Source organism: Verrucosispora sp. ts21, assembly GCF_002879555.1.
Lineage (GTDB): Bacteria > Actinomycetota > Actinomycetes > Mycobacteriales > Micromonosporaceae > Micromonospora > Micromonospora gifhornensis.
Genome location: NZ_PNOZ01000067.1, coordinates 1 through 22,588 on the forward strand (window position 1 = coordinate 1; position 22,588 = coordinate 22,588).

At 72.4% G+C, this 22,588-nt stretch carries 19 protein-coding genes; 8 read left to right on the forward strand and 11 right to left on the reverse strand.

What is annotated here, in order from left to right; translation table 11 throughout:
- Positions 1-203 precede the first annotated feature (203 nt).
- The 3 genes from C1A38_RS23780 (at position 204) to rocD (ending at position 3,652) form a co-directional block, all read left to right on the forward strand.
- The gene (locus C1A38_RS23780; RefSeq protein WP_102659954.1) at positions 204-1,202 is read left to right on the forward strand and encodes a DMT family transporter; all 999 of its coding nucleotides are present in this window, start codon (positions 204-206) and stop codon (positions 1,200-1,202) included.
- A 423-nt stretch (positions 1,203-1,625) separates the two neighbouring features.
- Positions 1,626-2,441: a dimethylargininase gene (ddaH, locus tag C1A38_RS23785; protein ID WP_199180312.1), complete on the forward strand. Its 816-nt coding sequence runs from the start codon at positions 1,626-1,628 to the stop codon at positions 2,439-2,441.
- Positions 2,438-3,652 (forward strand): ornithine--oxo-acid transaminase, encoded by a 1,215-nt coding sequence (rocD, locus tag C1A38_RS23790; protein ID WP_102659956.1) that lies wholly within the window; start codon positions 2,438-2,440, stop codon positions 3,650-3,652. Before ddaH ends, rocD begins: the two co-directional genes overlap by 4 nt.
- 59 nt (positions 3,653-3,711) lie before the next feature.
- On the opposite strand, the gene C1A38_RS23795 is transcribed toward rocD, so the two are convergent.
- Together C1A38_RS23795 and C1A38_RS23800 are read right to left on the reverse strand one after the other, a co-directional pair.
- Positions 3,712-4,860 carry an FHA domain-containing protein gene (locus C1A38_RS23795; protein ID WP_102659957.1) on the reverse strand — a complete coding sequence of 383 codons (1,149 nt, stop codon included), beginning with the start codon at positions 4,858-4,860 and terminating at the stop codon, positions 3,712-3,714.
- Positions 4,857-5,153 carry a 4a-hydroxytetrahydrobiopterin dehydratase gene (locus tag C1A38_RS23800; RefSeq protein WP_102659958.1) on the reverse strand — a complete coding sequence of 99 codons (297 nt, stop codon included), beginning with the start codon at positions 5,151-5,153 and terminating at the stop codon, positions 4,857-4,859. The genes C1A38_RS23795 and C1A38_RS23800 overlap by 4 nt, the downstream gene beginning before the upstream one ends.
- A 116-nt stretch (positions 5,154-5,269) precedes the next feature.
- On the opposite strand from C1A38_RS23800, the gene C1A38_RS23805 reads away from it, so the two are divergent.
- Positions 5,270-6,040 carry a hypothetical protein gene (locus tag C1A38_RS23805; protein WP_102659959.1) on the forward strand — a complete coding sequence of 257 codons (771 nt, stop codon included), beginning with the start codon at positions 5,270-5,272 and terminating at the stop codon, positions 6,038-6,040.
- Positions 6,041-6,105: 65 nt separating this feature from the next.
- On the opposite strand, the gene C1A38_RS23810 is transcribed toward C1A38_RS23805, so the two are convergent.
- Genes C1A38_RS23810 through C1A38_RS23825 form a run of 4 tightly spaced genes read right to left on the reverse strand, consistent with a single transcriptional unit; the run spans position 6,106 to position 11,833 of the window.
- On the reverse strand, positions 6,106-9,609 hold the full coding sequence (locus tag C1A38_RS23810) for an SCO7613 C-terminal domain-containing membrane protein (RefSeq protein WP_233196991.1): 3,504 nt from the start codon (positions 9,607-9,609) through the stop codon (positions 6,106-6,108).
- 47 nt (positions 9,610-9,656) lie between these two features.
- Positions 9,657-9,977: a divalent-cation tolerance protein CutA gene (gene cutA / locus C1A38_RS23815; protein ID WP_102659961.1), complete on the reverse strand. Its 321-nt coding sequence runs from the start codon at positions 9,975-9,977 to the stop codon at positions 9,657-9,659.
- A gap of 9 nt (positions 9,978-9,986) precedes the next feature.
- Complete coding sequence (locus C1A38_RS23820) at positions 9,987-11,003, reverse strand: 1-acyl-sn-glycerol-3-phosphate acyltransferase (protein ID WP_102659962.1); 1,017 nt, start codon at positions 11,001-11,003, stop codon at positions 9,987-9,989.
- Complete coding sequence (locus C1A38_RS23825; RefSeq protein ID WP_102659973.1) at positions 11,003-11,833, reverse strand: patatin-like phospholipase family protein; 831 nt, start codon at positions 11,831-11,833, stop codon at positions 11,003-11,005. The genes C1A38_RS23820 and C1A38_RS23825 overlap by 1 nt, the downstream gene beginning before the upstream one ends.
- Before the next feature lie 135 nt (positions 11,834-11,968).
- Here C1A38_RS23825 and C1A38_RS23830 point away from each other — a divergent pair, with 135 nt between their 5' ends.
- Positions 11,969-13,600: a serine/threonine-protein kinase gene (locus C1A38_RS23830; RefSeq protein WP_102659963.1), complete on the forward strand. Its 1,632-nt coding sequence runs from the start codon at positions 11,969-11,971 to the stop codon at positions 13,598-13,600.
- A 9-nt stretch (positions 13,601-13,609) separates the two neighbouring features.
- On the opposite strand, the gene C1A38_RS23835 is transcribed toward C1A38_RS23830, so the two are convergent.
- The 5 genes from C1A38_RS23835 to C1A38_RS23855 form a co-directional block, all read right to left on the reverse strand.
- Entirely contained in the window at positions 13,610-14,716 is a 1,107-nt protein-coding gene (locus C1A38_RS23835) for a glycosyltransferase family 4 protein (protein WP_373306885.1), read from the reverse strand.
- A gap of 112 nt (positions 14,717-14,828) precedes the next feature.
- Positions 14,829-15,503: a BON domain-containing protein gene (locus C1A38_RS23840; protein WP_102659965.1), complete on the reverse strand. Its 675-nt coding sequence runs from the start codon at positions 15,501-15,503 to the stop codon at positions 14,829-14,831.
- A gap of 180 nt (positions 15,504-15,683) precedes the next feature.
- Positions 15,684-17,357 carry a S1C family serine protease gene (locus C1A38_RS23845; protein WP_102659966.1) on the reverse strand — a complete coding sequence of 558 codons (1,674 nt, stop codon included), beginning with the start codon at positions 17,355-17,357 and terminating at the stop codon, positions 15,684-15,686.
- A 62-nt stretch (positions 17,358-17,419) separates the two neighbouring features.
- Positions 17,420-18,973, reverse strand: a complete 1,554-nt coding sequence (locus C1A38_RS23850) for a HAMP domain-containing sensor histidine kinase (protein ID WP_102659967.1) — start codon at positions 18,971-18,973, stop codon at positions 17,420-17,422.
- The gene (locus C1A38_RS23855) at positions 18,970-19,671 is read right to left on the reverse strand and encodes a response regulator transcription factor (RefSeq protein ID WP_102659974.1); all 702 of its coding nucleotides are present in this window, start codon (positions 19,669-19,671) and stop codon (positions 18,970-18,972) included. The genes C1A38_RS23850 and C1A38_RS23855 overlap by 4 nt, the downstream gene beginning before the upstream one ends.
- Before the next feature lie 185 nt (positions 19,672-19,856).
- Between C1A38_RS23855 and C1A38_RS23860 the strand changes: the two genes are divergently transcribed.
- From C1A38_RS23860 to C1A38_RS23870, 3 genes are all read left to right on the forward strand, one after another.
- A complete protein-coding gene (locus C1A38_RS23860; protein WP_102659968.1) occupies positions 19,857-20,507 on the forward strand; it encodes a hotdog fold domain-containing protein in 651 nt (216 codons plus the stop codon).
- 143 nt (positions 20,508-20,650) lie between these two features.
- Positions 20,651-21,586, forward strand: coding sequence for an ABC transporter ATP-binding protein (locus C1A38_RS23865; protein WP_102659975.1), 936 nt, complete (start codon positions 20,651-20,653; stop codon positions 21,584-21,586).
- Complete coding sequence (locus tag C1A38_RS23870; protein ID WP_102659969.1) at positions 21,583-22,398, forward strand: ABC transporter permease; 816 nt, start codon at positions 21,583-21,585, stop codon at positions 22,396-22,398. The genes C1A38_RS23865 and C1A38_RS23870 overlap by 4 nt, the downstream gene beginning before the upstream one ends.
- Positions 22,399-22,588 lie beyond the last annotated feature (190 nt).

The window sequence follows — 22,588 nt, forward strand, 5'->3', positions numbered from 1 at the left end:
CTGCTCTCCCCCCCTCTCCCCCCTCTCCCCCTCCCCTCTCTCGCGGCAGATCTTGGTACGAAAGCGCCCTCAGAAGGGCCGTTTCGTACCAAGATCTGCCGCGAGTGCGTGTTGCCTGAAGAGTCGCTGGGTACGTGTGGGGTGTTAGCGCGTGGGGTGGTCGGGGGGTGGGGGCCTGCCACGCATGATCAGGAGGTGAAGCCATGAGATTTCCTTCGCTGTCCCGCCGGACGGAACCGGCGACGACCCTCGACGAGGACGCCGAACGCGGTGCCACGGTCGCCACCGACACCCGGCCCACCGACCGCAACGATGAGACCTACCGCACCAGCTCAGCGGCCCCCACCGCCGAGCGCCCAACCAACCCGGCAACCGCCGAGCGCCCAGCCGACACAGCCGCCACCCGGGCAGCCAACCCGGCCGCCGCCGACCGGTCAGGAACCGCCGAGCGGGCGTCCGACCGAGCGGCCACCGGCGGCGGCGCTGGAGCTGCCCCCGTGGACAGCACCGATCGGCCGGCCACCGAGCGGGCCGCTGCCCGGGCCGCCACGGCCCGGTCCGGCGTTGACGGCTCCCGCCGAGCCCGCGCCACCACCCCCGTACCGCCCACCGGCCGCACCACCCCCACCAGCACGACCACCCGAAACGACACCGCCGCTACCCCCACCAGCACGACCACCCCCACCGAAGCGACCACCCGAAACGGCGTGACCACCACCGGTGTGATCGCCGGCAGCAGCGTGACCGACCGGACCCGTACCGACGATCTGGAGCGCGCCCCGGAGCGTGACCCGGCGCTCGGTGGTGAGCGGGACGGCAGCGTCGAGCGCACCGATGGCCGGGAGGCGTCGGACGAGGCGCAGGTGGTTGCCGGTCGACGGCCGCGGCCCAGCCTGCTGGCCACCGTCGGCCTGATCGTCGGGGTCGCCGGCCTGCTGTTCGTGCTGACCGGGACGCTTGCCGGGTACGGCATCGGCATCGGTGCCCTCGGCGCGGTGTTCGCCGTGCTCGGCCTGATCGCCACTCGGCGGCGAAACGTCGCCGGCAAGCCCGACGCCCTGCTCGGGATCGCCTTCGGCCTCGGCGCGGTGGTGCTCGGCGTGCTGGCCATGACCGGGCAGTACGAGTGGCCGAACACCGACGGTGACACGGTGGCCAGGCTGCGCGAGTGGCTTGATTCACAGTTTGTGGATCGGTTCTAGTGGGCACATTTCGCCGCGCCGGTGGTTCACCGGCGCCCGGCCGGTGAGGAACCGGCCGCAGCCCGACCAGCTCTGGTGGTTCACCAGCCGGGCACACACATTTCGTCAGGGGCGGCGATTCGCCGCCCCTGATGTGTGTTCGCAGCCCGTCCAGCCACCGTTTCGCCGAAACGGCGGTCTCCCACCCACCCCGACACCCCCACTACGCCGAAACAGCGCCACCGCCAACCCCGCTGGAAGTCGATCACGTAGTTGGCGCAACGATCAGTCGTCGGCAGGTCCTCAGACGCAATGATCTGCTGCCCTCTGCAAGGGTCTGCGGTGGATTCTGCAGGTCGGGGGCGCATACCGTTGAGGCACGCGCCAGCCCGTGGGCCGCCGGTGGTCAGGGCGCGCGGAGACCCTGGGAGCAGGACAATGACGATGGACGCCACCCGCCAGCACTTTCTGATGTGCCGGCCGACGTACTTCGCCGTCGACTACGCGATCAACCCGTGGATGGACCCGACCGCCCCCGTCGACACCGATCTCGCCGTCCGGCAGTGGGAGCGGCTGCGCAAGGTGTACCGGGACCTGGGGCACACCGTCGAGGAGATCACTCCGGTGCCGGGTCTGCCGGACATGGTCTTCGCCGCCAACGGCGGCACCGTGATCGACGGTAAGGCGATGGCGGTGCAGTTCCGCGACCCGCAGCGCGCCGACGAGGCCCCCGCCTACCGTGCCTGGTTCGAGGCGGCCGGCTTCGAGATGTACGACCCGAAGCACGTCAACGAGGGCGAGGGCGACATCCTGCTGGCCGGCGACCACCTGCTCGCCGGCACCGGATTCCGTACCGCGCACGCCTCGCACGCCCAGTTGCAGGAGGTCTTCGGTTACCCGGTGATCACGATGCAGTTGGTCGACCCGCGCTTCTACCACCTGGACACCGCGTTGACCGTGCTCGACGAGCGGACCGTGGCGTACCTGCCGGAGGCGTTCTCCCCCGGCAGCCAGGCAGTACTGCGCCGGCTCTTCCCGGACGCGGTGCACGCCACCATGGCCGACGCCGAGGTCCTCGGCCTCAACGCGGTGAGTGACGGCCGGCACGTGGTCCTGCCCGAGCAGGCCACCGACCTGGCCGCGAAGCTGCGCGAGCGGGGCTACCAGACCATCGGCGTCGACCTGTCCGAGCTGCGCAAGGCCGGCGGTGGCCCGAAGTGCTGCACGTTGCGACTCCGTCAGGGAAAGGCAAGCCGATGATCGAGGACATGCTGCGGACCCCCGCCGCGGTGCAGGACGCGGAGCGTCACACCGCGCACAACTACCACCCGCTGCCGGTGGTGATCTCCTCCGCCGAGGGTGCCTGGGTCACCGACGTGGACGGTCGGCGCTACCTGGACTGCCTGGCCGGCTACTCCGCACTGAACTTCGGCCACCGTCACCCGGCGCTGATCGCCGCCGCACACGCCCAGCTCGACAAGCTGACGTTGACCAGCCGGGCGTTCATCCACGACCAGTTCGCCGACTTCTGCCGGGAGCTGGCCGCGTTGTGCGGCAAGGACCTGGTGCTGCCGATGAACACCGGGGCCGAGGCCGTGGAGACCGGCATCAAGGTGGCCCGCAAGTGGGGATACCAGGTCAAGGGCGTGCCGGCCGGTCAGGCCACAATCGTGGTCGCGGAGGGCAACTTCCACGGGCGTACGACCACCATCGTGAGCTTCTCCACCGACGACGACGCCCGCGCAGACTTCGGGCCGTACACCCCGGGTTTCAAGATCGTCCCGTACGGCGACCTGACCGCGCTGGCCGAGGCGGTGGACGAGACCACTGTCGCGGTGCTGCTGGAGCCGATCCAGGGCGAGCAGGGTGTGGTGGTGCCGCCGACCGGCTACCTGCCGGGGGTGCGTCAGCTCTGCACCGAGCGCAACGTGCTGTTCATCGCCGACGAGATCCAGTCGGGGCTGGGGCGTACCGGGGCCACGTTCGCCTGCGAGCTGGAGGGCGTCGTACCGGACATGTATCTGCTGGGCAAGGCGCTCGGCGGCGGCATCGTGCCGGTCTCCGCGGTGGCGGCCGACGCCGACGTGCTGGGCGTGCTGCGGCCTGGCCAGCACGGCTCCACCTTCGGCGGCAACCCGCTCGCCTGCGCGGTGGCCACCGAGGTGGTCCGGTTGCTGGCCACCGGCGAGTTCCAGCGCCGCTCGACCGAGTTGGGCGAGCGGCTGCACGCCGGGCTGCACGCCCTGATCGGCAAGGGCCTGGTCGCCGTACGCGGTCGGGGTCTGTGGGCCGGACTGGACATCGACCCGGCGCTGATGAGCGGCCGGGAGGCGTGCGAGCGCCTGATGGAGCGTGGCGTCCTGGCCAAGGACACCCACGGCTCGACGATCCGGCTCGCCCCGCCGCTGACGATCACCGCCGAGGAGATCGACCACGCGGTCGCGCAGCTGGCGGCGGTGCTGGCCGGCTGATCAGCCACGCGGGTGGGGTGCCAGGTCCCGGGCACCCCACCCGCGTCACGGCGTCGGGTTCAGCGAGGCAGACGCATCGCCATCGTCGGGGCCTCGGACATCACCGAGTCGGGGTTGTACGGCGCACCCGACGGCAGGTCGGTCGGGCGGCCGATCTGCACCCCCGGGTACAGCTCCACCATGTCGCCGCCGGCCAGCACCCGGGACTGTTGCGGGGCCAGCGGGATGCGGTCCGCCTCGGCCAGCGACCCGGCCGGTCGGATGCCGGAGCCGTTGGTACTCACGTCGGTGACCATCACGTCGCTGCCACGCAGCTCCAGCCGCAGGTGGCTGCGGCTGATCCAGCGGCGGGCCTCGTCGTTGAGCCACTGCCCGAGCATGATGCCGCCGCTGCCCTCCGGTGCCCGGCCGACCAGCACCGACTGCTCCTCGGTGAGCGTGAATCGACGCCGGATCAGGCCACCGACGCGTACCGCGAGGACCTCGCTGCGCGACCGGGGGCCGGCGTCGCGCAGCCGGCTGCCGTGCCGGGGGCAGGTCGGCACGCCGTTGCGCAGCGACGGTGGCGGCTGGCCGGTCGGCGCCCGGTCCACCCGGGCCAGGTCGGCGAAGGCGCCACCGCCACCACCTCCCCCGAACAGGTTGCAGCCCGACTCCGAGCACCGCCATTCGCGGGCGAGCAGCTGCGCCGCAGCCGGCGACGGCGGCCCGGCCACCGGCGTGTGACCGCCACCGACGTGGGCGATGAACACAGGTCCGCCGGCACCCGGCACCGGGGCGACCACCCGACCGGGCTGCTCGACCAGCCAGGGGAACCGTCCGCGCAGTCCGTCGAAGCGCACCCGGCTGAGCACCGGCAGGCCGAGCAGGTCGGCCACCTCAAGCATCCGGTCCCCGGGGTTGTCGAGCACCTCGACCAGGCCGTCGTCGGCCCAGCGGCGGACCACCATCCGCTCGTTGGAGGTCAGGTCGGCGTCGGAGAGCACCCCCCGGTGCACCACCGCGTAGACCGGGACGTTGTCCTCCTCCAGGCTGCGCGCCAGCGCGTCGATGACCATGCCGAGGCGCAGCGTGCTGGCCGGACGTCCGCCGTCGAGGTCCTGGTAACGGATGATCTCGGCCAGGTCGACCACCGCGCGGGCCAACTGCGGATCGGTGCAGACCCGCCCCTCGATGGCGTCCAGCACCTTGCTGATCTCGAACCTCATCGGGTGGTGCCTCCCACGATCTCGTCGATCCGCCGAGCCAGCTCGATGTCCCGCCGGGTGACGCCGCCCGCCGAGTGGGTGACGCAGCGGAAGGTCACGGTGCGCCAACGGATGTCGATGTCCGGGTGGTGATCCAACTCCTCGGCCGTGGCGGCGACCCGGCCGACCAGCCCGATGGCGTCCGGAAAACTGGCCAGCTCCACGGTACGGGTGATCCCGGCCGGGTCCTGCGACCACCCCGCCAGCCCACCCAGCTCGTCTCGTACCGCCTCAGCGGTGAGCACCTCTGCCATGGCCAGACCCTACCGTTGACCGCCAGCACGGCGTCGACCAACAACTCCGCCGGCCCTCACCCCTACACTGACCGCCGGATCAGACGATGGTCGCCGGCCGGACATGGAGACACATCATGCGCAACCGCACGCTGGCGACCGTGTGTACGGCACTCGCGCTGGTGCCCCTCTGCCTGTCCGGTTGTGCTCCCGCTGCGCCGGCACCTCCGGCTGCGACGGTCACCAGCCTGCCGCCCGACCCACGCGCGGTACTGGTCGCCGCAGCCGAGCTGACCAGACAGACCACCTCGACGATGACCATGGGCAGGACCAGTCTGTCGCTGCTCTTCACCGCCACCGCAGTGGTGGACCCCGCGGCCGGCGACTTCGCCGTCACCGCCGAGGTGACCGCCGACGGCAAGGTGACCCGATGGGCGATGACCGCCGTGAACGACAGCGCGTTCCTTCGCTTCGATGACCTGTGGGATGGCCGCTGGCTGCGGATGCCCTCAGCGGATGTCCTGACGACCATCGGCCTGGACATCATGCCGACTGGCGATCCGGGAGAGATTGGCAAGCTTGTGGGACAGATCGTCGAGGTACGACGCGAGGCGCCCGGACACTTTTCGGGCACGCTCGACCTCACCCACACCTCGTCCGTCGCGCTGACCGAGCTGCCGGAATCCACGGCCGAAACGCTCCGGTCGCTGCCCTTCAAAGCGCAGATTGATGCCGAGGGGCGACTGACCGAACTGACCCTGCGCCTGAGCGACGTCGACATGAGCCTCGGCGCCGTCACGGTCGCCTTCGGCGATTTCGGCGCCACGCCGGATATCACTCCGCCCGCCGCCGCTGAGGTGATGGACGCCCCGAAGGACCTGACCGAGCAACTCTCCCAACTCAACTGACCCTGCCGCCCGATCTTGGTACGAAAGTGCCCTTGGAGGGGCGCTTTCGTACCAAGATCGGCCACTCAGCTCATGCGGCTGACCGTGGCGCGGAGGCGGAGCAGGTCGCGGCGACGGCGTTCGTAGGTGGTGGCGAGGGCGATCAGGGCCAGTCCTGCGGTGCCCAGGTAGGCCCACCGGGGCAGCAGGTCCCAGCTGCGTACCAGCTCGTGCACGGCGAGCGCGGCCAGCGTCAACCCACCGAGCACCACCGGCGCCTGCCAGCGTCGGACCGCCCCGAGCAGTGTCACGGCGAGCGCGGCAGCGCCGAGCAGCAACCGTCGCCACGGCTGCGGGTCCGTGCCGAACAGCACGGCGGCCAGGCTGGGCAGCAGCACCGCGGCCAGACCGGGGCCGAGCGCGAGCCAACTGGTCAGCCCCGGCCGGGTACGCAACGCCACAGTGCCCGCAGCGAGCGCCACCACCGCGAACGGCACGGTGTACGCCTCCAGCACCGTCACCCCACCGGCCCCCAGCAGCAGCCAGATGGCGAGCAGGACGCTGCCGGCCGAGATCGCGGCGAAGACCCACCGCCGCGCGGTCGACTCGCCCCGGCGCAGCAGCCGCAGCCCGACCGCGACGGCCCAGAGCACGCAGACCGTGGCGGCGTGCCGGGCCGCACCGATGGTGAGCAGGAGCCCGACCAGCGCCACCGCCTGCGCGGCGGCGTCCAGCACCCGACCCGACAGCGCCGAGATGCTGGGCACGATCGCGGCCAGGGCGAGGGCGACGGCGGCCACGCCGAGCACCGCGAAGGCCGCCACCCGCAGCGGCTGCCCGGCGGCCAGCGAGGCGGTGATGGCGAGACCGGTCGCCGCCGCGACCGCGACCAGCCAACCGGCCAGCCGCACCAGGTGTCGCCGGGCCGCCACCCCGACCACGGTCGCCGCCACCACCAGCAGACCCAGCCCGGCGAGCGTCCCGGCCCGGGTGGCCTGGAGGTTGAGCAGTCCCGCCCCGATCAGCACCAGCCCCACCGGCACGCCGACCGCCACGAACGGGGCGCCCACCGGCCGCACCGCGATGACCAGCAGCAGGGCGACGCCACCGAGCAGCGCTGCTGCCGGCACCACCGGCCAGGGTGCCCGAGCGGCCACCAGCAGCACCGGCCCGGCAAGCGCCACGAACGGCAGCACCGCCGCCGCCAGACGCCACCCGCCGGCCCGACCGGTCGGCCAGGTCGCCAGTACCGCCGCCAGGGCCAGCACCGACAGGGCCACTCCCACCGGCACCGCGCCCGCCACCGACTGCACCGCCGGTGCGCCGGACCAGATGGCGGCCGGCGGCCCGTACGGGGTCACCAGCGCGGTCAGCGCCACCGGGACGGCGGCCAGCACCGCCACGGCGGCCAGCCCGACACCCGCCACCGACAATGCCACCGAGGGACGGGACCGGAACCCGGCCAGCGCGACAAGCAGCGCCGTACCGGCCGCGTAGAGGGTCAACGGTTCATCACCCGGTACGGCGACCGACCCGAGACCGGTCAGGGCCGCCGCCACGGCGAACCCGGTCGAGGCGTACGCCCGCAGGTCGGTCCAGTGTGTCCGGAGGGTGACCAGCGCGACCGCCGGCAGTACGAGGGCGGCCAGTGCCGCCCGGGACTGCCACCAGGGCGGCGCGCCGGCGCCGATCAGCGCGATCGCCGCACCGGCCGGCACCACGAGCACCGCCGCGAGCAGCGCGAACCCGGCCACCAGGCGTTGCTCGGGCCCGCCCCGGCGACCCACGGCGGCCACGGCGAGGCCGGCGACCAGCACCACCGCGCACGCCGCACCGGCCCCGGCCGGGCCGGCCAGGCCGACCAGCAGCCCGTGCCCGAGCAGCGCGGCGCCGGCCAGTGCCGAGGCCAGCACCGTCGCCCGGCCCACCGGGCGGGCCACCGACACCGCCAGCAGCGCCACGGCGACAAGCAGGTCGAGAGCGACCACGACCGGCCACGGCGTGGCCCAGGCCGCCGGCAGGGCGAGCGTCGTGGCGGCGACCCCGACAAGCGCGATCGTCGGCTGGGCCGCCCGAGGCAGCAGCCAGGCCAGCGCCGCCACGGTCAACGCCAACGCGACAGGCAACTGCCAGCCCCAGGGGTGGTCCGGCCCGGCCGTGGCCCCCCGCCACGGCGGCAACGAGCGGCCCACCGTCGTGCCCGCCAGCACCAGCGCCCACAACGTGGTCAGCGTCGCCGTGGCGCCGGCCACCAGCACGGCACCGATCCGGGGACCGGGCTGCCAACCCGCCTGAAGCAGTCGCACCGCACCGGCCAGCAGCGCCACCACCAGGGCCGCCGCCACCAGCACCACCGACCCGCGCAGTTCCCCGACCGGGCGGATCAGCGCCAGGGCGAGCACCGGCACCAGCGCGCCGGCCGTCACCGCCCGCGCAACGGCACCACCGAGCAGCAGCGCCGCACCGAACAGGGCCAGCGCCACCAGCAGCATCGGTACGCCGGCCAGCACCGCCACCCCACCGGCCCGGCCGACGAGCAGCGGCACCAACGCACAACCCGCGGCGAGCAGCAGCGCCACGGCGTACCCGGCACCGGCGGTCACCTGGCCGGCGATCCGTACCGCCGAGGTCGTCGTGGCCCCCTCGCCCGCGACGTCCCTCGGCCGCCGCAGCGCGACCAGCACCGCCAGGTCGGCCAGCGCCACCCCGACGAAGACCACCGACAGCCCGGCCGGCCCGAGCCGGGCCTCGGCGACGGCCAGCGGCAGCACCGGCTGCCCGGCCAGCAGGGCGGCGAACCACGGCAGGGTCAGTCGGCTGAGCCGGGCGTACCCGGCGGCCAGGGCGGCGCTGACGGCCGCGACCACTGCCGCGTACAGGCTGCCCGGCCAGGCGGTCACCCCGAACAGGTCCACCGACCAGGCGGCGTACCCGTCGAGCACCACCAGCAGCAGCCCGACCCCGGCGAACGTCTCGGCGGTGCCCCGCAGCCCACGCCAGCGCGCCACCAGCGGCACGGCCAGCAGCAGCAGGGTGAGCGCCAGCAGGATCAGCGCCCGGCCGGTGACTCCCACCGACGCCCAGGCCACCGCCGTGAACACCGTCGCCGCGGTGCCCAGCAGCAGTCCACCCAGGACGAACAGCAACCCCTGCACGGTACGGGTCGAGGCCTCTGCCCCACCGGGCCGCGCCGGGTCGACAGGCGTCATGCCGGGCCACCCGCCCGACCCCGCCCCACCTGACCCGACCGGCGACATCCCGCCCGGCCCGACCGGCAGCGCCCCGCCTGGCCCGGCCGGCACCGCAGTGGGCGGCACCGCCCCGGCCACGCTGGCCGGAGGGGCCGGCGTCGGGAACTCGGTGCGGATCGCGGCGGCCAATTCGGCGCGGCGTCGCTGCGCCGTCAGCAGCCGACCGGCCAGCCCTTCGTACGTCGCCCGTGCCTGTCGCGTCGCAGCGCCGAGTTCGACGATCTCACGGTCGAGTTGGATCACCTCGGCGGCGGCCGGGTACGGCGGCCGGCCGCATCCGGAGCAGCCCGAGGCGAGGTTCGCCGACGCACCACACGCCGGGCAGGGGTAGCCAGTCACGCAGTCATCCTTGACCCGCGCGTCCCGCCGCACCAGAGTCCGGGTACTCAGGGACGGGTGTGCTCGAACACCCAGGCGGCGTACTCAGGGTGACCGCAGTACACCTGACTGACCAGAATCTCCGGCACCTCGTACGGGTGGCTGGCACGTATCTGCTCCACCAGGGCGTTGACCCGGTCCGGTGCGGTCTTGAACTGCACCGACCATTCGGTGCTGGTCTCCACCCCGCCCCGCCACCAGTAGGTGCTCTGCACCTGGCCGCCCACCTGCGCGCAGGCCGCCTGCCGTCCGGCCACCGCAGCGGCAGCCAGCAGGTCCGCGACCGAACGCGCGTCGACCACCGTCGTCACCACGCTGATCTGGTCCATTTACGAACCCTACGCGGCACCGTCGCGGTTGTCGGCGATCCACGCGTCTATCCGACTCCACCAGTCGTACAACCAGTCGATTCGCTGTTGTCGCCCGGCCGGGATCTCCTCCGGCGGCACCGACCAGAAGCGCATCACCAACTGCTTGTCCATCGGCAGTTCCCGCCACACGTCGGCGACGGTGAGCATCTTGTCCAGCCCGGTGTGCGCCACGAAGATGACCCCGGCGTCCGGTGCGGCGTCCAGCGCCGCCAACAGCCCGCCGGGCTGCGGGGCGAGCACGTGTCGCATGGCCTCCGCCTTCACCGCCATCCGGTGGTGTCCCCGGTCCCGCAGCCGTTCGATGGCCCGCAGCCGACGCCTGGGGGTGAAGTTGCCACCCTCGGGAAAGATCACCAAGACGTCGTCGTCGTCCAGCCCGGTGGCCAGATGACCGACCTGCTCGCTGATCGTCCCCCGACCGTCCTGTCCGGGTGCGATGAACCGGCTCGGTAGCCGGTTGAGCAGCACGTCGATCGCCGGATCCCACTGCAGGGTGTCCTTGAGGACGATGCGCGGCTCCCGCTGGAACCAGTTCACCAGGGCGTGGATCAGGATGAACGAGTCACCCGGCCCGGCGTGCCGGCTGACGACCAGCTCGGGACGGCCCGGCAGGGCGGTGTCCGGGTCGGTGCCGACCACCTCGATGCTCAGCCGCAGCGTCCACCGTGCCTGCCAGAAGAACACCCGCAGGAACCAGCCCGCCAGCACGTAGTGGGCGCGTTGGAAGGCCGGCGAGTTCACCCGGGCGCCGAAACCGCTGGCCACCCAGAGCGCGAACAGACAGATCAGCGCCGCCGCGTCCCAGAGCAGGTAGAAGCAGCCGATCCAGAGCAGGCGCAGCGGGCGTAGCCGCCCGGGCACGAACGGCGAGACGGCCAGCGCGAGCAGGGCCCAGAACGGCACCGTGACCACCAGCAGCACGGCCAGCAGCACCGCGCCGGGTGCCAGCAACAACCGGCGCAGCCACCGGGGCGGAAGCGGCATCAGCGCTCCAGGTTCGCCAGGTAGTGCCGGGACGCCGCGTAGGCGCGGCTGATCCGCCGGCCCACCGCCGCCACGTCCCGGTACGCCCACGGGGTGTCGTCGCGCGGCTCCAGGCCGCCGGTCGGCAGCACGTGCACCTCCACCCCGTCGGGCAGGGCGGCCATCTCCCGGGCGAACCGGTGCCGGCGGGCGATCTCGAACGCGACCTGGGCGATCTCCCAGGGCCGCCGGGGCGGGGTCAGCGCCCGCTCGATCCGGCCCACCTGGAGTACGAAGATGCGGCTGGCCCCGGCCGCGACCGCCTCGCCGATCGGGATCGAGTTGACGATCCCGCCGTCGACGTAGTGCTGGTCACCGATGCGTGCCGGCGGCAGCAACCCGGGCACCGAGGCCGACGCGAGCACGGCGGGCACCACGGGCCCGCTGACGAACCAGTGTTCGGCGGCCCGCTCGATGTTCGCCGCGCAGCACCGGAACGGCACCTTCAGGTCGGCGAAGGTGGTCTCCGCGCCCAGCTCGTTCTCCAGCAGCTTGCGCAACGGTCGGGGCGAGTGCAGGTGGGTACGGGCGGCGAAGCGGCGCAGCTGCCGGGCGACCGAGTCGCCGTACACCTCACTGGCCTCCGGCGAGGCCCAGAGCCGGACCAGCCGGTCGGTGACCGCCTCGGACGGGTCGGCGGCGACCAGGGCACCGTTCACCGCACCGATCGACGTACCCAGCACCAGGTCCGGCCGAATCCGCGCCCGGAACAGCGCCCGCAACATGCCCACCTCGACCGCGCCCAGCACTCCCCCGCCGCCGAGCACGAACGCCACCGGTCCCCGCGCCATGCCGTTCATCCTGGCACGCCCGCACCGCACCCCGTTCACCCTGGTACGTCAGCTGGTGCCGGTCCAAGACCGTTGACAGCGCAGCAACATTCGCGCAACCTGATACCGCTCCCCGCTACGAGGCAGGTGCAAAACGTGAAGCCAGCACTGCAGCCCGGTCGGTTGCTGGCCACCCGATACCGGCTGATCGACCAGATCGGCGCCGGTGGCATGTCGGTCATCTGGCGGGCCCACGACGAGGTTCTCGACCGGGTGGTGGCGCTGAAGGTGCTCGCCCCGTCGCTTGCCGCCGACGCCCGGTTCCGCGACATGGTCCGGGAGGAGGCGCGAGCCGCCGCGCAGCTCGTCCATCCACATGTGACCTCGGTCCACGACTACGGCGAGACCGTGTCGCCGGACGGCACCATCACCTCGTTCGTGGTGATGGAGCTGCTCTCCGGTGAGGAGTTGGAGTTCCGACTCACCGAGGGTCCGCTGCCCTGGCCGGAGGCGGTCGAGGTCGCCGCGCAGGTCGCCGACGCGCTCGCCGCCGCGCACCGGCTCGGCATCGTGCACCGGGACGTCACCACGGCCAACGTGATGATGACCCAGGTCGGGGCGAAGGTCCTCGACTTCGGCATCGCGACCCGCATCGGCGCCCCCGACGAGGACGAGGACGGCGCCACCTTCGGCACCCCGGCCTACGTCGCCCCGGAGCGGCTCGACGGGGCACCGGCGCAACCTGCCACCGACGTCTACTCGCTAGGTGTGCTGCTGCACGAGACGTTGACCGGCCGGGTGCCGTACCCGGCGGAGACCTGGGAGGAACTGAGCGCGGCGCTGGCCGACCGACCGCCACCCACGCTCACCGAGGTGCCCGGGCTACCGCCGGTGGTGGCCCAGATCTGTCTGCGCTGCCTGTCCCGCGACCCGGCCGACCGGCCCACGGCTCGCCAGGTCGCCACCGTGCTGCGCGAGCAGATGCTGCCCGCCGATCCGCAGGCGATCACGATGCTCGCCCCGACTGTCACACTGCCCGCGGTCACGCCACCGCCGACCGGCGGCTCCGCCCAGGCGGCAGCCGGGTTCGCCCAGCCGGCTGCCGGATCCGCCCACGGGGCTGCCGGGTCCGGTCAGGCGGCCGGCCACGCGTCGGCCGCGGCCACCGGGGCGCCGGTCGTCGGCGTACCAGCGGGCGGCTCCACCACGCACGACGGCCCGGCCACGCACGACGGCCCGGCCACTCGCGGTGGCGACGAGCCGAGCGACGGTCGGTCGTGGCTGCGTCCGGTCCTGGCGGTCCTGGTACTGCTCGTCGGGGCGGCGCTTGTGGTGCCGGCGTTGTGGCCGAAGGACAGCGATCCACCCGCCGCGCTGCCGACCACCGAGCCGACCGAGTCCCCCGAGCCGACCACCACGCCCACCGAGAGCGCCGAGCCGCAGCCGTCACCGTCACCGCCGGCGAGTTCCGCCGCACCACCGCCGCCGACGGTGGCACCGCCCACGCCGAGCAGCGGGGACACGCTTGTCGAGGCGGCGAGCCGGCTCGAAGACCTGATCGGGGCCGGGCTCGCCGACGGCGGCATCCGCGAGGACGTCGGCCTCGACCTGCGCAACGAGGTACGCAATCTGACCCGTGCGGTCAGCCTCGGCGAGAGTGAACTCGGCCCCGGGGTGGCCCGGCTGCGCGAGAAGGTGGCCACCCGGCTCCGGGAGGAAGGGCTGAGTCCGGCGTACGCCCGGCAGTTGGACGCGGCGATCACCGCGCTGAGTGCGGCGCGGGTCTGACCGGGCTGTTCAGCCCGGGGTGACCCGCGCTGGTTCCCGCATCGCCGACCGCGGTGTCGCCGCCACCAGGAAGCGGCGGTACACCTCCTCGTAGCCGGCCGCCATCCGCTCGATGGAGAAGGTCCGCGCGACGTGCGCCACGCAGTCCGCCGGATCGAGGTGCGGTGCTTCGCCAAGTGCCGCCGGCAGCTCCTCGGGTCGTTCGCAGATCAGCCCGGTCACGCCCGGCTGGACCAGTTCCGGCACCGCGCCCCGGTTCAACGCCACCACCGGCGTACCGGTGGCCATCGCCTCCAGCATCACGATGCCGAACGGCTCCTCCCACTGGATCGGCATGATGAGACACCGGGCCTCCACCAGCAGCCGCAGTACGGCGTCCCGGTCCGCGTCGAGCACGACGGTGACGTCCGGTCCGAGCATCGGCACGATGACCTCGTGGTAGTAGCGCCGCTCGGCGGGCTCGTTGCACTTGCCGGCCAGCACCAGCGGCAGCCCCGCCGCCCGGCACGCCTCGATGGCCAGTTCCGGCCCCTTGTCCGGGCTGAACCGGGCCAGCCACAGCACCGACCCGTGACTGGGTCGCTGCTTGCGCGGGAAGTCGCCGACATCCATCGCGTTGTGCACCGTACCGACCCAGGGCAGGCGCGGGTTCAGCCGACGTTGGGCATGCGAGATGGCCACCAGACCGACGCCCCGGTCGGTGTCACTGAGCACGGTGCCGTACTCCCCCACCGGGTTGCCGTGCACGGTCGCCAGCGTGGGTACGTCGCGCCGCCCCGCGACCAGGGGACCGATCGTGCTGTGGTCGTGGACCAGGTCGAAGTCGGCCGCGCTGAGCAGATGGTTCACCCGGGCCAGATGGGCCAGTTCGGGCAGCGACTCGCCGAGCCGGTCGTACTGCAACTCGTCCAGGGTGGCCAGGAAGTCCCCAGTGGTGCCGTGTTCGTCGCCGGCACCCATCAACGTCACCTCGTGTCCCCGGTCGACAAGCGCGTCCACCAGGCCGGCCACCACCTGTTCCAACCCGCCGTAGCCGGGTGGCGGCACCGACAGCCAGGGCGGCACCACCATTGCTATCCGCAGCTGGTGCTCGCCCGCACCGTGGTTGTGAGCCACGAGTCCTCCCCCGTCGGTCTGTGGCGTCGGCCCGGTCCGCCGTATTCCGCGGGCCGGGGGGTCGAAGCGGTTTCCCGCCCCCGGGTGGCGGCAAACCGGCTACGACAGGTGCTCAGCCGCCCACCAGCAGCTCGTTGCGTACCGCGCAGACGCCCTCGGCCGACCAGGCCACCCGGTCCGCCTGGTCCCGTTCCCACCAGGAACGCACCACCCCGCTCAGGGTCACCGTGTCGCCATGCACCTCGACAGTCACCCGTTCGGTGCCGATCCCGCGCAGCAGTGCCCGCTGCACGTCGCGGCGGGTCCGGTCGGCGTCCGGGCGGGCGGGAGGCCGGACCTCGACCAGGTTGGTCACCCCGCGTACGCCCCGGATGCGACGTAGCTCCCGCTCGGCGGTACGCCGCTGCCAGCCGAACTCCACCTCGCCGCGCAGCATGATCCAGCCGTTGGCGACGGTGAGGTCCAGCCGCTGTGCCGGCACGAAGCTGTTCCACTCCAGCGCCCGGCCGGCCGCGATGGCCAGCGCGCCGTCGGTGACGGGGACCGGTCCGACCGGGATCACCTCGATGTCGTCGGCGACCGCCCGTACGCCCCGTACGCGCTGCGCGCCGCGTACCGCTGCCCACCTGCGCGCGGCCCCGTCCACCTGGCCGGTCAGGGTCACCACGCCGTCGTGCACGGTGACGCCGATGTCGGTCGAGAGGACCCGCGGGTCCCAGCTGAGTTCGTCGAGGACGTCCCGCTGGATCTGGTCGTCGGTCCGCACGGCGGACGCGGTGGCGGTCATGTCACCCCCATGGCTCTGCGGTCTTCTCCGCCGAGGCTGCCCGCACCCCGGGTGAGCCGGGTTCACCCGGTTCGGGTGAAGGCAGAGATTCGGGTGAGGGCAGAAGAAAGGGCGGCGGGTGCCGCGACCAACCCCCTTGGCCGCGCCACCCGCCGCCCGGTAGGGAGGCAGGTCTGTGACTTATGACGCTTCGGCGAGCGTCACGGTTGCCGTCGACTCGGCACCATTCCGTTGGAAGGTCACCTCGACCTGATCACCGACCTTGCCGGCCTGTACGGCACCGACGAGGTCGTTCGAGTCATTGATCACCTTGTCGCCGAAGCGGGTGATCACGTCACCGCGTTCCAGCCCGGCCCGCTCGGCCGCGCTGCCCGGCGTGACAGCGTTGATCAGCGCCCCGCCTTCGCTGGTGCCGGTCACGCTCACCCCGAGCGACGGGTGACTGATCTTCTCACGTCGCTGAAGCTTGTCTGCAATGTCCTTCGCCTTGTTGCTCGGGATGGCGAAACCGACGCCGATGTTGCCGGTGTTGCCCTGCCCGGCGGTGGCGATCGCGGTGTTGATGCCGATCACCTCGCCGCGGGTGTTGACCAGGGCACCGCCCGAGTTGCCGGGGTTGATCGGCGCGTCGGTCTGGAGCAGCCCGGAGATCGAGCTGACCGCCTGACCGGGCAACCGGTCACCGTTGCCGGCCTGGATGGTGCGGTCCCGGGCGCTGAGGATGCCGGCGGTCACCGAACCCTGGAGGCCGAGCGGGCTGCCCAGGGCGAGCACCTGGTCGCCGACCTGCATCGCGTCGCTGTCGCCGAAGGTGGCGGCCTTGAGGTCGCTCACCCCGTTGGCCTTCAACACCGCGAGGTCGGTACGCGGGTCGGTGCCGATGACGTCGGCCTGGGCGTTGGTGCCGTTGGCGAAGATCACCCGTACGGTGTCACCGCCCCCGGCGATCACGTGGTTGTTGGTCAGCACGTACCCGTCGGCGGTGAGCACCACGCCGGAGCCCTCGCCGCTGCCGGTGGTGATCGACACGACGCTGTCCTGCACCGACGCGGCGATGCGCGGCAGATCAGCGCCGTCGATCACGGGAGCGGCGGAGAAGCTGCGGGTGATCGTGCCGCCGTCGCTCAGCGCCAGGGCGAGCGTTCCGCCGGCGATACCGCTGCCGAGCATCAGCGCGAACACCGCGACGCCGGCGCCGACGAACTTGGCGATCCGGCCCGGCCGAGGCCCGGCGACGGACTGCTGCGGTGCCGCCCACGGCGGCAGCTGACCGGGGTATCCAGCCGACTGCGTACCCGGCTGTCCGGGGTATCCAGCCGACTGCGTACCCGGCTGTCCGGGGTATCCGGGGTGCCCACCCGGCGCGGTCTGCTGCGACGGGCCGGCCCAGCCGGACTGGCCCGGGTACCAGGGCGAAGCCGGATAAGGCGACCCGGGCTGGTACGGCTGCGAGCCGGCCGGACCCCAGGGATGCTGGCCGCCGACCGGCTGTCCCTGCGGCGCGGGCTGACCGGCAGCCTGCGGCGCGGGCTGACCGGGAGCCTGTGCGGGCTGACCGGGAGCCTGTGCGGGCTGACCGGGGGCCGGGCTGGACGGCTCGGACTGCGGCGGCGGGGGCGAGCCGGCGACGGGCAGGCCCACCATGGTCGGCTCGGCGTCCTGACCGCCGGCGGGAGACGTCTCGACGGCCCGCACCGGGATGGTCGGCGACTCGGCGTTGGAATCGGCACTGCTGCCGGCCACGGGAATGGTCGGGGAGTCGGACCGCGCGTATTCGGCGCGGGGCAGCTCGGGGTGCGACGGCTCGGCGTCGGTGGGGGCCGGCCGGCGCGGGTCGGACTCGTACTCGGTCATGTCCCCACCTTCTCCCATCGCTCTGCGTTCCGCCTTAGCCTGGCCTGAGCGTTCGCTGAAAGTCACTCGGGCTCGCCGTCGATGTCCGGGGCGAGCGGCAGTCGGACCCGGAAGGTAGCACCTCCGCCCGGAGTGTCGGTCACCTCCACGGTGCCCTGGTGCACTGTCACCAGCGCGGCGACGATGGCCAGACCGAGCCCGGTGCCGGTGGTTCCGCCCATCCGCCTGGTCCGCGAGGCGTCCGCCCGGTAGAAGCGCTCGAAGACCCGCTCCGCCTGGTCCGGGGTGAGTCCCGGGCCGGTGTCGGCGACTTCGATCACCGCCAGGTTGCCCGGTTCGGAACGCAGTCGCAGCGTCACGGACGCCTCCGGCGGGGTGTGCCGCAGCGCGTTTGTCATCAGGTTGCCGATCACCTGCCGCAGCCGTGCGTCGTCGCCGCGGACCACCAACGGCCCCGAGCCGGGCGCAATGTCCAGCTCGATCCGCCGATCCGGCGCCATCGCCCGGGCCGCCGCCACCGAGTCGGCGGCCAGCACGGGCAGCTCGACCGGGGCGAGGGAGAGCGGACGCTCGCGGTCCAGCCGGGCCAGCAACAGCAGGTCTTCGACAAGCAGGCCCATCCGGGCGGCCTCGTCCTCGATGCGGCGCAGCAGATCAGCGGTCTGCTCGGGGGCGCGCGCGGCACCCTGCCGGTACAGCTCGGCGAAGCCGCGGATGGTGGTCAGTGGCGTACGCAACTCGTGTGAGGCGTCCGCGACGAACTGCCGCATCCGTTCCTCGGATCGGCGGGCCCGGGCCTCGGAGGCGCGAGCCGCCTCGGCGGCGTCCCGGGCCGCGACCTCGGCCGAGCGGGCGGCGCGTTCTGAGGCGGCACGGGCGGTGAAGGCCATCTCGATCTGGCTGAGCATCGCGTTCAACGCCCTGGAGAGCCGGCCCAGCTCGGAGGTGGGGCAGGGCTGCCCGTGCTCCGGGTCGGGCACCCGGCGGCTGAGGTCACCACCGGCGATGGCGGCGGCGGTGCGTTCGATCTCCACCAGCGGCTTGAGGCTGGTCCGGACGATCGCCGCGCCGATCGAGGCGAGCAGCACCAGCACCGCCCCACCGACCAGTACGTCTATCCAGACCAGCCGGGTGACCGCCCGATCGACGTCGATGAGGTGCTGGGCGATGGCGACCCGTTGCCCGTTGGCCAGTTGGGTGTAGTGGACCCGCCAGCGCACCTCGCTGCCCTGGGCCCGGGCGGTACGGGGCTCACCGGCCAGGTGGTCGAATCCCGCCGCGTCGTCGGGAAAACGGGGCAGGTCGGCGCTGCTGAAACGCCGATCGTCGAAGTAGACCCAGTCGGTCACGCCGGTGCGCGGGTCGGTCGCCGCGAGCAGATAGTCGGTGGGGATCTGGGCGCTGGGCCGTTCCAGGGCCGCCACCTGCTCGATGTTGCGGGCAGCGGTCGCCAGCTCCGAATCCACCTCGCCGACCAGGTAGCTGCGCAGGAAGAAGGTGGTCAACGAACTGATCACCAGCAGCGCGGCGGCGACCAGAGCGAGGACGGCTGCGACCAGTTTGACCCGCAGCGGTACCGCGCGCAGCCGACTCTTGCCCTGCTGGAGCGCGTTCACGCCGCCGGCTTGCGCAGCACGTAGCCGACCCCACGCAGCGTGTGGATCAGCCGGGGCTCGACGTTGTCGACCTTGCGCCGCAGGTACGAGATGTACGACTCGACGATGTTGTCGTCACCCCGGAAGTCGTAGTTCCACACGTGGTCGAGGATCTGCGCCTTGGACAGCACCCGGTTGGCGTTGAGCATCAGGTAGCGCAGCAGCTTGAACTCGGTCGGCGAGAGCTGGACCCGCTGGCCGGCGCGGTAGACCTCGTGGGTCTCCTCGTCCAGTTCGAGGTCGGCGAAGGTGAGCCGGGCCGGCGCCTGCTCACCGGTGCTGGTGCGGCGCAGCACCGCCCGGATCCGGGCGGTCAACTCCTCCAGGCTGAACGGCTTGGTGACGTAGTCGTCGCCGCCCAGGGTCAGGCCACGGATCTTGTCGTCGGTGGCGTCCCGGGCGGTGAGGAAGACCACCGGCGTACGGGTGCCGCCCTCGCGCATCATCCGGATCACTTCGAACCCGTCGAGATCGGGCAGCATCACGTCGAGCACCACCAGGTCGGGCCGGTGGTCACGGGCCGCGCTGAGCGCCGCGCTGCCGCTGGTGGCGGTGGCCACGTCGAAACCCGCGAAGCGCAGGCTCGCGGAGAGCAGTTCGAGGATGTTGGGGTCGTCCTCGACGACGAGCAGTCGCGCCTCGGTCTGGGTAGCCGCCATGTCGCCCATCATCCGCGTCATCGCTGCGCCCACGCTGGGCGGTACCTGAAAAAAGCCTGTGCACCGTTCAGGCTGCCAGGGACAGCCCTCGCGATCGGCCAATGGCCCACCTCCGCCACCCCGGCGAGGGTCGTGCGAGGCTGCCGGGATGGCCGACCACCGGCCGGTACGGCGGGAGGAATCCGATGATCATCGAGGCGCGGTTCAACGGGCCGCCTGGCACGGGCAACGGCGGCTGGAGTGCGGGCGTCTTCGCCACGGCGTACGGCGGGCAGCGCCCGGTCGAGGTGACGTTGCGCCGACCGCCACCGCTGGACACCCCGCTGACGTTGACCGACGACCAGGTGCACGACCCGGCCGGGGAGGTGATCGCCCAGCTCCGTCCGGCGGAGGATCTCGACGACGTGGTGCCGCCGGTCGATCCGGCGACCGCACGGGCCGCCTCGGCGGCGTACCCCGGCCTGACGGACCACCCGTTTCCCGGCTGCTACGTCTGCGGGCCGCAGCGCCTCGACGGGCTCCGGATCTTCCCCGGACGGTTGCCCGACGGCCGGACCGCGGCACCGTTCCAGGTGCCCGCGCAGGTGAGCGTCGCCACGGTCTGGGCCGCGCTGGACTGCCCCGGCGGCTGGGCGGTGATCGAGGCCGGTCGACCGTACGTGTTGGGTCGGATCGCGGCCCACGTCGAGGCGCTGCCCCGGCCCGGCGACGAGTGTGTGGTGACCGGCGCGGTGGTGGAAGCCGTGGGGCGTAAGGCGTTGGTGCGCACCAGCCTGTACGGACCGGACGGCGCCCGGCTCGGCCACGCCCGCGCCACCTGGATCGGCCGCCAGTAAGGACGGTCGATCCCGTCGTCCCTGGGGAGGAGGCGACTCCTGCCTGGGGCGGATGGCGATCTCCGGAGTGCGCCCGATTGATTTGGTTGACCGCTACCGTCACGCTGTGCAACGGCGCATCTCGGCGCCACGGGAGGAGAATGATGTCCGACGGGCAGTCACGCCCCACCAATGACGCGCAGATCGTGGTTTCCGGCCTGACCAAGCAGTACCGCAATGTGCTGGCGGTCAACAACCTGTCGTTCACGGTCGCGCCGGGCCGGGTCACCGGCTTCCTCGGGCCGAACGGCGCGGGTAAGACCACTACGTTGCGCATGCTGCTGAACCTGGTCACCCCGACCGCCGGTACCGCGACGATCGGCGGACGCCGGTACCCGGAGTTGACCGAGCCGCTGCGGCACGTCGGTGCGGTGCTGGAGGCGTCCAGCGCGCACAAGGGCCGTACCGGGATCAACCACCTGCGGGTGATCTGCGCCGCGGCCGGGCTGCCCCGGCAGCGGGCCGACGAGGCGCTCGCGCTGGTCGGCCTGACCCCGGCGGCGAAGCGCAAGTTCAAGGGCTACTCACTCGGCATGAAGCAGCGTCTCGGCATCGCCGCGGCGATGCTCGGTGACCCGCGGGTGCTGATCCTCGACGAGCCGGCCAACGGGCTGGACCCGGAGGGCATCCGGTGGATGCGCGGGTTCCTCAAGGCGCTGGCCGCCGAGGGTCGTACGGTGCTGGTCTCCAGCCACCTGCTGTCGGAGATGCAGTTGCTCGCCGACGACGTGGTGATCATCGCGGCGGGTCAGCTGGTCCGGCAGGGTCCGGTCGAGCAGGTCATCGGTTCGATGGCGCAGAGCGTCCGGGTCCGGGTGCGCACCCCGCAGGCGGAGGAGCTGACCAGGGCACTGGCCGAGGGGCCGGCCACGGTGGAGACCGACGAGCACGGCGCGCTGATGATCGGCGGGGTGGACGCCCCGACGGTGGGCCGGGTGGCGTTGACCGCCGGTGTCGAGCTGCACGAGCTGACCACCGAACGACCCGACCTGGAACGCGTGTTCCTGGAGCTGACGGCTGGAAAGGCGGGCATTCGATGAGCAACCTGGTCCGCTCCGAACTGCTCAAGATCCGCACGACCAGCACCTGGTGGTGGCTGGCCATCGGGGCGCTCCTGTCGATCGCGATGGCCTTCCCGCTCAACGCCTGGCTGTTCAACACCACGGTCGACGGCGGCGGCGAGGAGCTGGGGGTCGTCGGCGACGCCGCGTCCGCCCCGGCCCAGGCGGCCAACCTCTACACCTCCGGCCAGTACCTGGGCCTGTTGTTCGTGATGCTGATCGGCATCCTGATGGTCACCAACGAGTTCTTCCACCAGACCGCGACCACGACCTTCCTGGCCACCCCGCGGCGCTCCGCGGTGATCGTCAGCAAGCTGATCGCGGCGAGCCTGCTCGGTTTCGCGTTCTGGCTGGTCACCACGGTGATCGACCTCGGTGCCGGGGCCGCCTTCCTGGCCCTCAACGACCACGGCACCCTGCTCGGCGAGTGGGAGGTCCAACGGGCGCTGCTGCTCAACCTGATGGCGTACGCCATCTGGACCGTGCTCGGCGTCGGCATCGGCACCCTGATCACCAACCAGTTGGGCGCGGTGATCACCGCCTCGGTGCTCTACCTGATCGGCACCCAGGTCATCGGCGTGCTCTTCCTGCTGCTGTCGAGCTGGTTGGACAGCATGGCCGTGCTCAAGTGGCAGGTGATCTGGCCGGCTGCCGCCTCCCAGATCATGATCACGCCGGGCGAGAGCGAGATGTACCCGCCCTGGTGGGTGGGCGCGCTGGTGCTTGTCGGATACGCGCTGGCCAGCGGAATCGTCGGCCTGCTGCTCACCCGGCGGCGCGACATCTCCTGACGGGTCGCGGGTGTGACCCACCCGCCTCAGCGGTCCCACGATGGGCCTGGTGCACCGGCGAACGGCCGGAGAACCGGGCCCATCAGGCCGTTACCGTCAGCAACTGGACACGCGGCGCCAACTGAACTTCTAGCATCTTCTGTGAATCGGGCCACCCGGCGGAGGCGGAAATGCCTTGGCGATCGGCACG